Below are 14,698 nucleotides of genomic sequence, written 5' to 3'. Positions count from 1 at the left end.
GGCCCGGTGCTCAGGTCGCGACGATGCCCAGTGCCCCCACGGTCGCGGAAATCCTGGCCGCGTCCCCGACGAGCACCGTGATCAGCTTTGCCGGGGCAAGCAGGTCCGCGGACACCGCCTGGATGTCGCCCACGCCGACCTCGGCGAGGGCGCGCGGGTGATCACGCAGGTACTCGACCCCGATCCCGGCCCCGGCCAGCGCCGACAGCGTCGAGGCGAGACCGGCGGCGGTCGCGCTGCCCAGTGCCAACGTGCCAACGGCGTATTGGCGGGCGGCGTCGAGCTCCTCCTCGCTGGGCGGTAGAACCGCCATCCGCCCGAGCTCGTAGAAGATCTCCAGCAACGCGGGCCCGGTCACCTCGGTGGCGACGTCCGCTGCGACGGTGAACCGTGACCCTGCCTGGTAGTGATCGATCGAGCTGCGCGGGGAGTAGGTGTAGCCCTTGTCCTCGCGGATGTTGTTGACCAGCCGGGAACTGAAGTAACCACCGAAGATGGTGCTCGCCAGCCGCTGCGCCGGGTATCCGGCCGCGGAACGGCCCAGGGCCGGTCCGCCCAGCCTGATGTTGGTCTGCACGGCACCCGGACGGTCGACGATGACGATCGGGCCGGTGGTGAGGGCTGGGACCGGCGGGACGGTCCGCGCGGGCCCGCCCGTCCAACCGCCGAGCGCGGCGGAGACCGCCGCGAGAGCACGCGGCGCCGGCACGTCCCCGACCAGGGTGAGGATCGCGCCGGCCGGGGAGATCAGTTCGGCGTGCAGGGCCCGTACGTCCTCGGGGCCGACCTGTCCGACGGTCTCCGGCTCGGCGATGCCGGTGGCGTAGGGGTGGTCACCGAAGAGCCGGCCGAGCAGCGCCTCCCGGGCGATGACCGCGGGCTGGCTACAGGCGATCGCCGTGTCCTCGACGATCCGGTCGCGTTCGCCGGTGACCTCGTCGTCCGGGTAGGTGGCGCTGAGGAGCACCTCGGCCATGATTCCCAACAAGGGTTCGAGGTTCACCGCAAGGGCGGAACCGACGATGGCCAGCCGGTCGGCGTCAACCCCCGTCGACAACGATCCGCCCAGGCGCTGGACCTCGGTGGCCAGGCCCACCCGGTCGAAGCGGTGTGATCCGGTGAACAGCGTCTCCGCGAGCACCTCGGCCCGGGCCTGGTGCACGGCGCCGACGCCGGCGAAGGGGATCCGCAGCCGCACCTCGACCAGGGGCACACTGGCCCGCTCCACCACCAGCACCCGCAGACCGTTGTCGAGAGTGCGGTCGGTGACGGCCGGCAACTCCGCCGGGACGGTCGGGCGCACGGCCGGGATGACCGCCGCCCGGGTGGTCGTCGAGCTCAGCGCGCTGCCGCTCATGAGGCGGCGCCGGCACGCAGCTCCAGGACCGAGCGGCCCTGGTCGAGAAGCGTCCGGGCGGCCGCGGCGACGGCCTGCCCGGTCACCGCGGACAGTTCCGCGGGCAGTTCGTTCACCAACTCGGGACGTCCCCGTTGCAGCTCATGCACGGCCATGGCGAGTGCCCGTCCCAGCGCGTCGTCGGACTCACGCAGCAGCGAGGACGCCACCCGCGCCTGCACCCGCTCCAGCTCGCCGTCCGCCAGGCCCTCGCCCGCCAGCCGCGCCAGTTCCTCGTCGACGGCGGCGAGGACGGCGTCCGCGCTCGCGTCCTCGGACTGGCGGGCCTCCAGGGTCAGCAGCAGCGGGTCACGCTGCTCGAACGGATCCCCGAAGGTGCCAAGGTAGGTGCTCACACCGATGACCGAGCGATCCTTCTGCACCAGGCGGCGTTCGAGCCGGCTGGCGTCGCCGTCGCTGAGGATCTCGGTGAGCAGGTAGTAGGACAGGTAGGTGGACAGGTCTCCGATCGGGTCGGGCACCCGGTAGCCGACCGCCAGGGCGGCGCGCGGCGCGAGCGGGTCGGTCAGCACCGCCCGGCGCTCGGTGCTCGGCACCGGCTCGGCGAAACTCACCCGCGTCGGCACCGAGCGGGCGGGGATGTCACCGAAGTACCGGTGGACGAAGGTGAGCGTCTCCTCCGGGTCGATGTCGCCGACGATGGTCAGCACGGCGTTGCCCGGTGCGTAGTACTTGTCGAAGAAGTCCTCGGCGTCGTCCAAGCTCGCGGCCTCGAGCTCGGAGAAATCCCCGTAGCCGTTGTGGGCGTTCGGAAAGGTGTCGAACGCGACCGGCGGCAGCTTGATCCAGGGAAATCCCCCGTAGGGGCGGTTCAGGACGTTGACCCGGATCTCCTCCTGCACCACGGCGATCTGGTTGTCCAGGTTCTGGCGGGTGATCTTCGGCGCCCGCATCCGGTCCGCCTCCAGGAACAGGGCCAGTTCGAGCGCCCCGGCCGGGAGCAGCTCGAAATAGTCCGTGTAGTCCGGGTGCGTCGATCCGTTGAAGATTCCGCCGGCGGCCTGGACGTGCTTCGGATGCTCGGCCTTACCGACGTTCTCGCTGCCCTGGAACATCAGGTGCTCGAACAGGTGAGCGAATCCGGTACGGCCCTCGGGCTCGGATCGAAACCCGACGTCGTAGTGCACCGAGACGGCCACCACCGGCGCGGTGTGGTCGGGGGCGAGCAGCACGCGCAGGCCGTTACCGAGCCGGGTCCGCTCGATCGGATAGGAGGATGCCGGCAGGGCCGACTTCACCGCGGTGGACGCGGCCGGGCCGGGTTCTCTAGGCGGGGACACAGTTGCCAACGCTACTGCCCGGCGGGCCGCGCCGGTGGCGAAGAGGACGCCCATCCCAAGTCATGGCCACGGGAGGCCGTGCCCCGACCCGCCCGGGACCGATTCCGCCGGCCGTCGGCGACGACCACGGGCGGCCCCGCCCAGACGACGAGGTGCGGGAGATTGCGACGGTCGGGCGGCAAACTGTCCTCATGGGACAGTTTCCAGCCGGGCTGAGCGAGATCCTCGCTGCCGAGTTCGACGCTCTGGGTGAAGAGATTATCGCCGCGATCGCCCGGGAGGTTCCCGCCTACGCGCGCCCGCTGGAGGGCAAGTTCGGCCATGGGGTGCGCCGCGGAGTCGACGAGGCGTTGTTCCGCTTCCTCAGCCTGGTCGAGGCCGGTCCCCACTGCACTGTCGACCTCGCCGCCAGCCGGGAGGTTTATGTCCGTCTCGGCCGCGGCGAGGTGTACGCGGGACGGTCGTTGGACAACCTGCTGAGCGCCTACCGGGTGGGCGCCCGCGTCTCCTGGCGGCGCCTCGGGGAGGCGGCGGCCCGCCGCGGCGGGCTGGACGGCCCGGCGCTGGTGTCCCTCGCCGAGATGATGTTCGCCTACATCGACGGCATCTCCGCGGCCTCCGCCGAGGGCTACGCCTCCGAGCAGTACACCGCGGCCGGTGAACTGGAGCGGCTGTGGGACCGGCTGGGCGAGATGCTGCTGTCCGGCGCGGCCGGCGGGGCGATCGCGCAGGTCGCCCGTTCCGGCAACGTGCGGCTGCCCGGCCGGCTGGCCGCCGTGCTCGTCCCCGCCCCGACCGGCTCCGCGGCCACCCACCCGGCTGACGGCGAAGCCGACCACGAGGCCGACCACGAGGCCGACCACGAGGCCGACCCCTGGGCAGGCTCGCTCCCCTCCCGGTTGCCCTCGGGCTGCCCCCGCGCCGTGCAGGGGGCAGACATCTGGGTGTTCGTCGGCTCAACCGAGCGGGCGGCCACCCGGGCGGCACTGGCGAAACAGCTCGCCGGGCTCGCCGCGGTGGTGGGACCGGCCGTGCCGTGGGGTCAGGCGGCGGCGAGCGCGGCGCGGGCGAGGTTCGCCTGCGATGCCCGCAGCGCCGGGCGGCTTCGCGGTATCGCCGCGGCCGACCCCCTGTTCACCGACGAACATCTCAGCGCCCTGCTGCTGGCCAGCGACCCCGGGCTCATCACCGACCTCGCGTCCCGCCGGCTCGCCCCCCTTGACGGGCTGCCCGACCGGACCAGGGAACGGCTGGCCGAGACCCTCCTGCACTGGCTGACCCTGCGGGGGCAGCGCGGGCTGATCGCCGAGCGGTTGCACATCCATCCGCAGACCGTCCGCTACCGGGTCAACCAGCTTCGCGAGCTGTTCGGACCATGTCTGGAGGACCCTGACACCCGCTTCGATCTCGAACTGGTGCTGCGCGCCGGGGGCGCCGAGGACGTGGCCACCGACCCGGTGAGCGCCGCGGTCCGCGAGGACACGGACGAGGGCCGGGGCCCGGGCTCCCGCCGTCCCGCGGCGGTGCGGGGTCGGCCACTCGGGCCGTGACGGACCCCGCATCCGATACGGTCCAGGCGTGCGGCTGGGCTCCTTCAACATCATGCACGGCCTGTCGCTCACGGATGGGACGGTCGAGCCCGCCCGCTTCGCCGCGGCCGTCTCCGCTCTCGGCGTGGACGTCCTCGGGCTCCAGGAGGTCGATCTCGACCAGCCACGATCGGGTGGGCTGGACCTCGCCGCGGAGGCGGCGGCGATGATCGGAGCCGGCGACGACGACTGGCGGTTCGTCCCCACCGTCTTCGGCACGCCCGGCGTGGGCTGGCGGCCGGCTGACGGGCAGCGCCGGGACGACGAGCCGGCGTACGGCATCGCTCTGATCAGCCGGCTGCCCGTCCGTGAGTGGCGAGTGATCGACCTCGGCCGGGCGCCGGTGCGGTCCCCGATCGCGATACCGGGGGGTCCGGACAGGCGGGGACGTCTGATCATGCTCGACGACGAGCCGCGGGCCGCGATCGCCGCGCGGGTGGAGTCGGCCGGGGGCCCGCTGACGGTGGTCAACACCCATCTGTCGTTCGTGCCGGGGTGGAACGCCGTGCAGCTGCGCCGGCTGGCCCGCCGGCTCGCGGACGTCCCGGGGCCGCTGGTCCTGCTGGGCGATCTGAACCTGCCCGGCCGGCTACCGGCCGCGCTCACCCGCTGGCGCCGGTTGGCGGTGACGCCCACCTACCCCGCGCACTCCCCGCGGGTGCAGCTCGACCATGTGCTGGCCCGCGGGCCGGTAGGCAGGATCATCGCCGTGCAGGCCCGCCGCGTGCCCATCTCGGATCACCTGGCGCTGTCCGTCGACCTCGCCGACCCGCGGGCCTGACCCGCGGCGGGCCCGGTGCTCGGACTCGCGAGCAGGTCGGCGAGCTCCTCCTCGGACAACGTCGGGGGCCGGACAACGGCGCCGGTACGCACGTACAGGAAGGCGGCGTCGACCGCACTCGGGTCGACGCCCCGCAGGCGGGCCCAGGCCAGCCGGTAGATCCCGAGCTGAAGATCGTCGGCATCGGACCGGCCGGTCTTCCAATCGACCACCTCCCATCGACCGCCGCCGAGGTCGTAGACAGCGTCGATGCGACCGCGCACGATCCGCCCGGCGAGGCGGAGCTCGAAGGGTGCCTCGATCGCGAATGGCCGCCGGGCACCGTACGCGGTACGCAGAAACGCCTGCTGCAGCGAGCGCAGATCGTCGTCGGTGAGCTCCGCGTCGGCCGCGCCGGGCAGATCCTCGGTGTCGATCAGTGCACGGTAGTCGAAAATCTCCTCAACCCAGGCGTGGAACCGGGTGCCGCGACGGGCCGCGGCCACTGGACGGCGCGGCAGCGGCCGGACCAGCTCACGGGCGAACGCCTCCGGGTCCGCGCGCAGCCGGACGATCTGGGACGCGGTGAGGCTCGCCGGCAGGGCGACATCGGTCCGCGCGAGGCGTGCCGCGCGTTCCTCGGCGAGCAGCAGCCGGGCCTCCCGGTCGAGCTCGGCGAGCAGGACGCGCTCGGCCGCCGTCATCCCGGCCGGACCGTCGACGAACGGTTCCCCGGCCGGTTCCGCCGACGCCCCCGGTACGCTCAACGCGGCCAGCCGCGCCATGACCCCCTCGGCCGCAGCGAGGCGCCGGGCGTACGGCTCCGGCTCGTAGGGGATCGGCCAGGCGAACCGTTCCGGCGTCGCCAGCGCCGGGTTGGTACGCTCCGCCGGCTCCGGCGCCCAGACGTCGACCAGCCCACCGCCGGTGCGGGCGTGCTCGGCGAGCTCGTCGAGGAACACCGAGGCACCGCGTGGGGTCTTCTGGGTGGGCCCCCACCAGTGCCCGCTCGCGAACAGCAGCGACTTCGCCCGGGTGACCGCAACGTAGGCGAGCCGGCGTTCCTCCCGCTCGGCGTACTGACGGGCATCGGCCCGGAAGGCGTCCAGGGCGGCCTTCTCGGCGCAGACCGTGAACGCCGGCAGATCGTCGGCATCGCCGCGCAGCGGGATCGGCAGCACGCCCGGCGAGGTGGTCCACTGGTCGCGCACGGTCAGGTCAGGGAACACCTTGCTGGTCAGGTTCGGGACGGCGACGACCTCCCATTCCAGGCCCTTGGAGCGATGCATCGTCATCAGGGCGATCGCGTCGGCCCCGGACGGGCCGGCGACGTCGAGACCCCGCTCGTGCTCCCGCGCCGCCCGGAGGAATCCGAGGAACGCGGGCAGGGAGTTCGTGCCGTCGGGATCGGTGAAGCCCGCGGCCACATCCAGGAAGGCCGCGACGTTCTCCTGGCGCCGGGCCCGCACCGCCACCTCGGTCGCCGTGAGCTCCACGTCCAGCCCGATCGTCGCGACCACCCGGTGCAGCAGGTCGAGCAGGCCCTCGCCGACGTGCCCACGCAGCGCGGCGATCTCGGCGGCAAGCCGACGCACCCGGGCGCGCCCCGGCGCGGACATCTGCGGCCCGGGGTCGTCGAGGACGTCCGACAGGGCGACGACGTCGGCGGGGTCGACGTCGGCGACCGCCTCGGCAAGTGGATCGGACCGTCCCGGCAGGTCCGGATCGCCGACCGGGTCCGGGACCCGCGCCGCCTCACGCGCGTGGCGGCCGAGCGCGGCGAGATCCCGGGGGCCGAGCCGCACCCGCGGCCCCGTGAGCAGCCGGACGAGCGCGGCGTTCGCCGTCGGCGAGTCGAGCACCTCCAGCATGGCCACGATCTCGGCGACCTCCGGGACGATGAGCAGCCCGGTCAGCCCGACGACCTCGACGGGCAGCCCGGCCGCCTGCATCGCGGTAAACAGCGCGGGGATGTCGCCACGGGCCCGGACCAGCACGGCGATGTCGCCGGGAGCGGTGCCGGCGTCGACCACCCGGCGGAGCTGGCCGGCGATCCAGGCCACCTCGTCGGCCCAGCTGACGTGCAACGCGACCACCGCCTCGCCCTGGTCAGCCACGTCGGGTCGCGGGCGGAGCTCGACGACGCGGTGACGGGCCCGCAGCTGTGCGGCGACGGTGTTGGCGAGGCGGAGCAGCCGGCCGCCGCTGCGCTGGTTCACCGACAGTTCGTAGACGGCCGCGGGCGTGCCGTCGGCCCCGGGGAAGTGCGTGGGGAAGTGGTCGAGGTTCGCCACCGACGCCCCGCGCCAGCCGTAGATCGCCTGGCAGGGGTCGCCGACGGCGGTGACCGGATGCCCGCCGCCGAACAGGCCGGTGAGCATCCGCCGCTGGGCCACCGAGGTGTCCTGGTACTCGTCGAGCAGGACGACAGCGGCCCGCGCCCGCTCGGCCCGACCGACCTCCGGCATGGTCTCGGCGAGCCTCGCGGCACAGGTGACCTGGTCACCAAAGTCCAGGACGTCGCGTTCCCGCCGGGCCGCCCGGTACTCCGCCACCAGGGCGGCCAGCTCCCGGCGCCCCCGGGCGGCGGCCGCGCACCGGCGTAGCTCCCGGCGGACGCCCCGGGTGCCCCGCCGCTGCTCGGCACGCCGCAGCGCCGCGTCGATCTCGGCGAGCAGCGCGCCGTCGAACGCGACGAGGTCCGCCGGATCGACCAGGTGCTCGCTCATCTCGGCGTCCAGCGCGACGAGCTCGCCGACGAGCGCGCCCAGCGAACGTGTCAGCGCCTCCACCTTCCCGCCGTGGGAGCGGGCGACCCGGGCGGCGAGCTGGTAGCGGGCCGCGCCGGAGATCAGCTGGAGGTCCGGCTCCAGCCCCAGCCGCAGGGCGTTGTCGACGACCAGCCGCCCGGCGAAGGCATGGTAGGTGGCGACGGTCGGCTCCCCGTCCACCTCGCCGTCCGCGGCCGGTCCACCCGGGCCCGCCCCAGCCGACGCCTTGCGCAACGCCAGCCGCACCCGGCCGGACAGCTCCGCCGCCGCCTTCGTCGTAAAGGTCAGTCCGAGCACCTGGTCGGGCCGCACCTGCCCGGTGGCGACGAGCCAGACCACCCGCGCGGCCATCACCGAGGTCTTGCCGGATCCCGCACCCGCGATGATGACCCCCGGTTCGAGCGGAGCGGTGGCCGCGGCGATCTGCTCGTCGGTATACGGGACCTCCAGCAGGTCGCGCAGGTCGTCCGGGTCGAGCCGGGGACCGGCGACGCCGCCCGCCGGGTCACCGTCGACGTCGCCGTCGAAACCGGGCAGGAACGGCTGGCGGGGAATCGTCACGTGGACGCCCGCGCCCGGCTGCTCCACCCGCGGGTTCACTCGACCACCTGACGTCCCTCGGGCCGCGCGGGGCAGCTCGTCTGGAAGGTGCACAGCGTGCAGTGGTCGCCGGGCGTCGGCCGGAACGCCTCGGCGTCGATGGTGCGCACCGCCGCGTCGAGCACCTCGTCCATCCAGGTCGCGCCGTGGGGAGGCAGCGCGCTCTGGGCCTGGACCTCCGGCGGGCCAGGCCGCTCCCCCGGCAGCCGCGGACCGGCCGCCGCAGCGCCGGCATCCCGCCGGAGCTGCACGAGCTCCGCCCCGCCGGGCACCGCCCGGGGCTGATCCGCCCCGGGCTGATCCGGCGCCGCGGCCGCGAGCACATCGTCGAGCGCGCCGGCCCGCACGGCGAGCTGATAGCTGCCCAACTGGGGGTGGGTGGCGAGCTCGGCGGGAGCGACCGCGGTCCGACCGGTCTTGAAGTCTATGACGTGGACCCGGCCGGCCTCGTCCAGTTCGAGCCGGTCGATGAATCCGCGCAGCTGGACGTCCCGCCCGGCGACCCGTAGGTCGCAGGAGAACCTGACCTCCGCGTCGATCACGCGCCGACCGCGCTCGGCGGCGTGCCAGTCCAGGAAGCGGGCGAGCGCCTCGCGGGCGGCCGCGCGCTCCTGATCGGAGCGCCAGCGGGCGTCGAAGTCCAACTGCCGCCACACCGTGTCCAGCCGGGCGTCGAGCGCGGCGAGGTCGGCCGGGGTCCGCCCGGTCGTGACCTCGTCCGCCAGGGCGTGCACCACCTTGCCGAATCCCTGCGCGGTCGAGGCCGGGGTGACCGCGTACGCCTCGTGCTCTAGGAACCACCGCAGGGAACAGGCGCCGATGCTCGACAGCGACGAGCCGGACAGCCGGATCGGCCCGGCCACCGGGACAACAGGAACATCCGACGTGGTGGGGTCGAGCAGCCCCCACCAGGTGTCCGGGTGCGCGGCCGGCACCAGGGGCCGGCCCGCCTGGTCCCGTGCGGCGGCGAGCGCGGCGAGGCGGGCCTGCGCGGCGGAGCGCATCACCGGGCTTGAGTCCGGTTCCGTCGCCAGCCGGCGCAGGGTCGCGACCAGGCCGACCAGGGTGAGCGGCCGGGCTGGGCGACCGGGCACGTGCTCCACCGCTACACCCAGTTCCTCAAGGAAGCGGCTCGGCAGGCTGCCGTCGTCCTCGGGGCTGTTCACCGCGGTGACGACCAGCCGGCGCCGCGCCCTGGTCAGGGCGACGTAGAACAGCCGACGTTCATCGGCGAGCAGGTCCTGGCGGGTCAGCGGCGGGCGCAACCCGCCCCGGGACGGCGCGTCGAGCTGCTCCGCACCGAGCAGCGAATGCCGCTCCCGCAGGTCGGGCCAGGTGCCGTCCTGCACTCCGCAGACGACGACGACCTCCCATTCGAGCCCCTTGGCGCGATGGGCGGTCAGCAGCCGCACCCCGCGGCGGCGCACGGACTCCCCGGCCGGCTTGAGGACGTCCCCGGCGATCTGCTGGCGGGTGAGCTCCGCGACCAGGGACGCGACGCCACCGCCCGGCCCACGCCGCTGGCCCAGCCGGGTGACGGCATCGAAGAGCGCCACGACGGCGTCGAGGTCACGGTCGGCCGCGCGCCCGGCGGCGCCCCCGGCCGCCGAGGCATGTCGCAGCCGCGCCGGCCACTCGCTCGCCGACCACAGCGCCCACAGAGCGTCCTGCGGGGCGCCCGAGGAGTCCCGCAACGCCTGACCGGCCGTCCGCAGCAGACCGCCGACCCGCCGGACCGGACCGGCCAGGTCGTCGGGGATCGTCGCCAGCCAGTGGTCGGGCTCGGCGACCGCCGCCCGCAACAGCTCCGCCGACGGCGCCGGATGCTCGGACCCCGCGTCGCGCTCGAGGGTGCGCAGAGCCCGGCCCAGCGCCCGCAGCCCGGCCGGGTCCGCTCCACCGAGCGGCGAGGTGAGCAGGGTGCGCGCCGCGTCGACGGTGAGCGCCCCGGCCGGATCCTCCGCGCAGCGCAGCGCCAGCAGGAGCAGGGCGGCGGCCGGCTCCTGGGCGACCGGCAGGTCGTCACCGTCGGCGCTGACCGGAACGCCGGCGGCGGCCAGCACGCGGCGCAACCGGCCGATCCGCTCGGCCGTGCGGACCAGGACCGCCATCGCGTCCCAGGCGACGCCGTTCTCCAGATGTTCGCGACGGAGCAGGTCGGCCACCGACTCGGCCTCCGCGCCGGTGCCCGGAAACGTGCGGGCCTGCACCTGGCCCGCCCCGGCGTCGGCGCGCCCGACGAGGTCGCGGTGTGCCCGGATCGCGGCCACCGGAAGCCCGGCGGCCGGGATCCGCCGGGCCACGTGCCGGCTCGCCGCCAGCGGGGCCGGGGCCATCCGCCGACAGCGCCGCAGCGCGACGATCGGCGCCGGCTCGCCGTCGAGGCGGGGGAACCGGGCCGGGAAGCCCAGCAGGCCGGCGACCTCGGCCCCCCGGAAGGCATAGATCGACTGGTCCGGGTCGCCCAGCACGACGAGGTTGCCACCACCACCGGCCACCGCCTCCAGCAGGCGTTCCTGAGCCGGATCGGTGTCCTGGTACTCGTCGACGAAGACGTGCCGGTAGCGCCCACGCAGCCAGGCGCCCCCCTCGGCACTCTCGGCGACGACCACGGCCCGGTGGACGAGATCGGTGTAGTCGACCGCCCCCTCGAATCCGAACACGTCGAGGTACATCTCGTAGAACTCGGCGAGGGCGGCCCAGTCCGGGCGGCCGGTACGCCGAGCGAGCTGCGCCAGCGCGACCGGTTCGAGCCCGACCTCGCGGGCGCGGGCCAGCAGCGCCCGCACCTCCTCGGTGAAACCGCGGGTGCGCAGGCAACCCACGAGCGGCTCGGGCCAGACCGGCCGGCCGTCCTCGCGGGAACCCTCGATGAGATCGCGCAGCCGACTGTCCTGCTCCGGGCCGGACAGCAGCCGGAGCCCGCCCGGCGGGGCCGGCCGCTCGTGCGCGCGCAGCAGCGCCAGGCACCAGGCGTGGAACGTCCACGCCCCGGGACCTCCGCCGGCCCCGCCCTCGGCACCGAGCCGTGCGGTGATCCGCTCCCGCAGCTCTCCGGCGGCTCGCCGGCTGAAGGTGAGGACCAGGATCGACCGCGGATCCGCCCCGGCTTCGATCCGCGCGGCGACCGCCTCGACGAGCGTGGCCGTCTTCCCGGTGCCGGGCCCGGCGAGCACCAGCAGCGGCCCGCCGCCGTGCTCGACCACCGCGCGCTGCGCCGCATCCAGGACGAGCGGACGCGGCGGCGCGACCGGGGCTGCGATCAGCCGGTAGCCGGGACGCGGGGCGGGGGCAGGAAGGACGACCACGGGCAAAGCACATCACGTGGGTCCGACAACCCAGCCAACCCGCCGGCTCCGCGGCGGGTCGGCGTCCGTAGCGCGGCAGCGTCCGTAGCGCGGCAGCGATGGGACCGCGGTGTGGCGACGACCGGGACACTCGACGACCGGGACACTCGGGGGGCCTCTCACGCGTGCGCGTCAGGACGTGGCAGTGTCCTTAGTCATGACCGAGTGCAGCGACAAGGTCGCGCTCCTGACCGGAGCGGGATCCGGCATCGGTGCCGCCTGCGCCCGCCGACTGGCGAGGGCGGGAGCCCGGGTCGTCGCCACCGACCTCGACGCGCACACTGTCAAGGAGGTGGTGGCGACGATCGAGGACGGTGGCGGGGAGGCGCTCGCCCTGGAGGCGGACGTCACCGATCCCGATTCGCTCGAACGCGCCGTCCAGGTCACCGTCGGCACCTTCGGACGGCTGGACCTGGCGGTGAACAACGCGGGAGTGAGCGCGGGGCGCGAGCCGGTGGAGACCACCCCGGCGCAGGACTGGCAGCGGGTGCTGGACGTCAACCTCTCCGGCGTCTTCTACAGCATGCGGGCCGAGATCACGGCGATGCTGCGCGGCGACGGAGGCTCGATCGTCAACATGGCCTCGGTGCTCGGGGTGGTCGGGTTCGCCGGGTCGGCGCCCTACGTCGCCGCGAAGCACGGGGTCATCGGGCTGACCAAGACGGCCGCCCTGGACTACGCCACCCGCGGCATCCGAGTGAACGCGGTGGCGCCGGGCTTCGTGGACACCCCGCTGCTGCATGTCGACGGCCGGCCGCGGCGCGGAGCCGCGCTGTTCTCGCCGATCAACCGGCTGGGCACGGTCGACGAGGTGGCCGAGGTCGTCGTCTTCCTGCTGTCCGACCGGGCCTCCCTGGTCACGGGCAGCGTCTATCTGGCCGACGGCGGCATGGCCGCCCGCTGACCGGGCCCGCGGCGGTCAGGCCGGAGAACCGTCCCACCGGGCCGCGGCGAGATCGACCTGGTCGCCTCCGGGGCGCAGCGGCGTCCGGTCGGCGACGAGCCGGCGCAGGGCCTCGACCGGTGCGGCCGGGTTCGGTTCCCCGGTCGCCCGGATCACCCGGTGCCAGGGCACCTCGTCGCCGAATCGGGACAGCACGGCTCCAACCGTGCGCCCCGACCCGGCGCCGACGTACTCGGCCACGTCGCCATAGGTCATCACCCTGCCCGGCGGGATGCGCGCCACCGCATCCAGCACCTCAAGGGCGTGCGGACCCGGCGCGCCGCCGAGCGAGATCCGGGTACCGAGCCCGGCGGAGACGCTCGCCGGCGGCGCATCACGCCGGGCCCGCGGCCTGGGGCTCATCCAGGCTCCGGGGGACTCGTCCGGGCTCCGTGGCTCATCCGGGCTCAGTAGACCGGCAGCGACTTGTCGACCTGGATCGCCCACGCGGTCACGCCACCCTGGACGTGCACGGCAGAGGAGAAGCCTGCGCCCTTCAGCGTGGCGAGCGCGTCGGCCGAGCGCACCCCGGACTTGCAGTAGACGACCACCCGACGGTGCTGCGGCAGTTCGGAGAGATGCGCGGGCAGGTCCCCCTTGGGGATCAGGCGCGCGCCGGGGATCCGGACGATCTCCCACTCGGCCGGCTCACGGACGTCGACGAGCTCGATCGGCTCGCCGGCATCCAGCCAGCTCTTGAGCTCGCCCGCGGTGATCGTCGAGCCGGCGGCGGCCAACTGCGCCTCCTCCGAGACCGCCCCGCAGAACGCCTCGTAGTCGATCAGCTCGGTGATCGTCGGGTTCTTCCCGCACAACGGGCACTCCGGGTCCTTGCGGACCTTGATCGACCGATAGGTCATCTCCAGGGCGTCATACACCATCAGCCGACCGACCAGCGGATCACCGACCCCGGTCAGCACCTTGATGGCCTCGGTGGTCTGGATGGAGGCGATGGAGGCGCACAGCACACCCAGCACCCCGCCCTCGGCGCAGGAGGGGACCATGCCGGGAGGAGGCGGCTCCGGGTAGAGGCAGCGGTAGCACGGTCCGTGCTCGGCCCAGAAGACGCTGGCCTGACCGTCGAAGCGGTAGATCGAACCCCAGACGTAGGGCTTGCCGAGCAGCACCGCGGCGTCGTTGACCAGGTAACGGGTGGCGAAGTTGTCCGTGCCGTCGACGATGAGGTCGTACCCGCTGAAGATCTCCATGACGTTGGAGGCGTCCAGCCGGGTCTCGTGCAGGACGACGTTCACGTACGGGTTGATGTTGCGAACCGAGTCACGGGCCGACTCCGCCTTCGAGCGGCCGACGTCGGACTGGCCGTGGATGATCTGACGCTGCAGGTTCGACTCGTCAACGGTGTCGAACTCGACGATGCCTAGCGTCCCGACGCCGGCGGCGGCCAGGTACATCAGCGTCGGCGAGCCGAGGCCACCGGCACCGACCGCCAGCACCCTGGCGTTCTTCAGCCGCTTCTGGCCGTCCATGGCGACATCCGGAATGATCAGATGCCGAGAGTACCGGCGGATCTCGTCGACGGTCAGCCCCTCGGCGGGGTCGACCAGGGGCGGAAGGGACACGCTTGCTCCTCGCGTTCGGTGTCGTCCTTCGACGATGCCACAGCGCGACGCGGCGTCGCCGGATTTGGGCCATCCGCCGGGAGGTCCCTCATCACGGGTACACGTCGGACATCGCGACGGCCGGCCCTCTGGTGCAGCGCACGGCGCCCCCGGAGTGTTCCCGCGGCTGCCACGGGTAGACCTCTTCCGACCCACCGCACATACAGTGAGGAGTGAGTGCAGTGTCCTTCACTGACAAGGTCAGGAACAAGATGCAGGAGCTCCGCGGGCGGACCAAGGAACAGGCCGGCAAGGCCACCGAGAACCGGGACCTGCAGGCGGAGGGCCGGGGAGAACGCGGCGTCGCCGACCTCAAGAACGCCGGGGAGAAGGCGAAGGAGGCCTTCCGTCACTGACCGCCCCTGTCGTTGA

At 73.8% G+C, this 14,698-nt stretch carries 10 protein-coding genes; 4 read left to right on the top strand and 6 right to left on the bottom strand.

Going from position 1 to position 14,698, the window contains the following annotated elements; genetic code table 11:
- Positions 1-10: 10 nt before the first annotated feature.
- Both BMG523DRAFT_RS14785 and BMG523DRAFT_RS14780 read right to left on the bottom strand, forming a co-directional pair.
- Positions 11-1,357, bottom strand: a complete 1,347-nt coding sequence (locus tag BMG523DRAFT_RS14785; RefSeq protein WP_043591405.1) for a pitrilysin family protein — start codon at positions 1,355-1,357, stop codon at positions 11-13.
- Positions 1,354-2,751, bottom strand: a complete 1,398-nt coding sequence (locus tag BMG523DRAFT_RS14780; protein ID WP_023841360.1) for a pitrilysin family protein — start codon at positions 2,749-2,751, stop codon at positions 1,354-1,356. Before BMG523DRAFT_RS14780 ends, BMG523DRAFT_RS14785 begins: the two co-directional genes overlap by 4 nt.
- A 137-nt stretch (positions 2,752-2,888) precedes the next feature.
- Here BMG523DRAFT_RS14780 and BMG523DRAFT_RS14775 point away from each other — a divergent pair, with 137 nt between their 5' ends.
- Entirely contained in the window at positions 2,889-4,247 is a 1,359-nt protein-coding gene (locus tag BMG523DRAFT_RS14775) for a helix-turn-helix domain-containing protein (RefSeq protein ID WP_108913854.1), read from the top strand.
- Positions 4,248-4,275: 28 nt separating this feature from the next.
- Positions 4,276-5,067 (top strand): endonuclease/exonuclease/phosphatase family protein, encoded by a 792-nt coding sequence (locus BMG523DRAFT_RS14770; RefSeq protein ID WP_011438172.1) that lies wholly within the window; start codon positions 4,276-4,278, stop codon positions 5,065-5,067.
- Here the strand turns inward: BMG523DRAFT_RS14770 and BMG523DRAFT_RS14765 are convergent.
- The gene (locus BMG523DRAFT_RS14765; protein ID WP_011438173.1) at positions 5,025-8,417 is read right to left on the bottom strand and encodes an ATP-dependent DNA helicase; all 3,393 of its coding nucleotides are present in this window, start codon (positions 8,415-8,417) and stop codon (positions 5,025-5,027) included. The genes BMG523DRAFT_RS14770 and BMG523DRAFT_RS14765 overlap by 43 nt on opposite strands.
- Positions 8,414-11,725: an ATP-dependent DNA helicase gene (locus BMG523DRAFT_RS14760; protein ID WP_011438174.1), complete on the bottom strand. Its 3,312-nt coding sequence runs from the start codon at positions 11,723-11,725 to the stop codon at positions 8,414-8,416. Before BMG523DRAFT_RS14760 ends, BMG523DRAFT_RS14765 begins: the two co-directional genes overlap by 4 nt.
- A 196-nt stretch (positions 11,726-11,921) precedes the next feature.
- Here BMG523DRAFT_RS14760 and BMG523DRAFT_RS14755 point away from each other — a divergent pair, with 196 nt between their 5' ends.
- Positions 11,922-12,668, top strand: coding sequence for an SDR family NAD(P)-dependent oxidoreductase (locus BMG523DRAFT_RS14755; RefSeq protein ID WP_035729824.1), 747 nt, complete (start codon positions 11,922-11,924; stop codon positions 12,666-12,668).
- A gap of 15 nt (positions 12,669-12,683) precedes the next feature.
- Here the strand turns inward: BMG523DRAFT_RS14755 and BMG523DRAFT_RS14750 are convergent, their stop codons facing one another.
- Positions 12,684-13,070, bottom strand: coding sequence for an MGMT family protein (locus BMG523DRAFT_RS14750; RefSeq protein WP_011438176.1), 387 nt, complete (start codon positions 13,068-13,070; stop codon positions 12,684-12,686).
- 44 nt (positions 13,071-13,114) lie between these two features.
- Positions 13,115-14,287, bottom strand: coding sequence for an adenylyltransferase/sulfurtransferase MoeZ (moeZ, locus tag BMG523DRAFT_RS14745; RefSeq protein WP_011438177.1), 1,173 nt, complete (start codon positions 14,285-14,287; stop codon positions 13,115-13,117).
- 221 nt (positions 14,288-14,508) lie between these two features.
- On the opposite strand from moeZ, the gene BMG523DRAFT_RS14740 reads away from it, so the two are divergent.
- Complete coding sequence (locus BMG523DRAFT_RS14740; protein WP_023841357.1) at positions 14,509-14,682, top strand: CsbD family protein; 174 nt, start codon at positions 14,509-14,511, stop codon at positions 14,680-14,682.
- Positions 14,683-14,698: the final 16 nt, after the last annotated feature.

It is taken from the genome of Frankia sp. BMG5.23, assembly GCF_000685765.2.
In the GTDB taxonomy this organism is placed as follows: domain Bacteria; phylum Actinomycetota; class Actinomycetes; order Frankiales; family Frankiaceae; genus Frankia; species Frankia casuarinae.
The sequence above is the reverse complement of the archived record's forward strand: the minus strand, read 5'-3'. Positions and strand labels throughout refer to the sequence as shown.

What these genes read in the sequence shown, in the direction of transcription:
- BMG523DRAFT_RS14785 (WP_043591405.1), bottom strand. Translation starts at nt 1,357, where the DNA reads ATGAGCGGCAGCGCGCTGAGCTCGACGACCACCCGGGCGGCGGTCATC.
- BMG523DRAFT_RS14780 (WP_023841360.1), bottom strand. Translation starts at nt 2,751, where the DNA reads ATGGGCGTCCTCTTCGCCACCGGCGCGGCCCGCCGGGCAGTAGCGTTG.
- BMG523DRAFT_RS14775 (WP_108913854.1), top strand. Translation starts at nt 2,889, where the DNA reads ATGGGACAGTTTCCAGCCGGGCTGAGCGAGATCCTCGCTGCCGAGTTC.
- BMG523DRAFT_RS14755 (WP_035729824.1), top strand. Translation starts at nt 11,922, where the DNA reads ATGACCGAGTGCAGCGACAAGGTCGCGCTCCTGACCGGAGCGGGATCC.
- BMG523DRAFT_RS14750 (WP_011438176.1), bottom strand. Translation starts at nt 13,070, where the DNA reads ATGAGCCCCAGGCCGCGGGCCCGGCGTGATGCGCCGCCGGCGAGCGTC.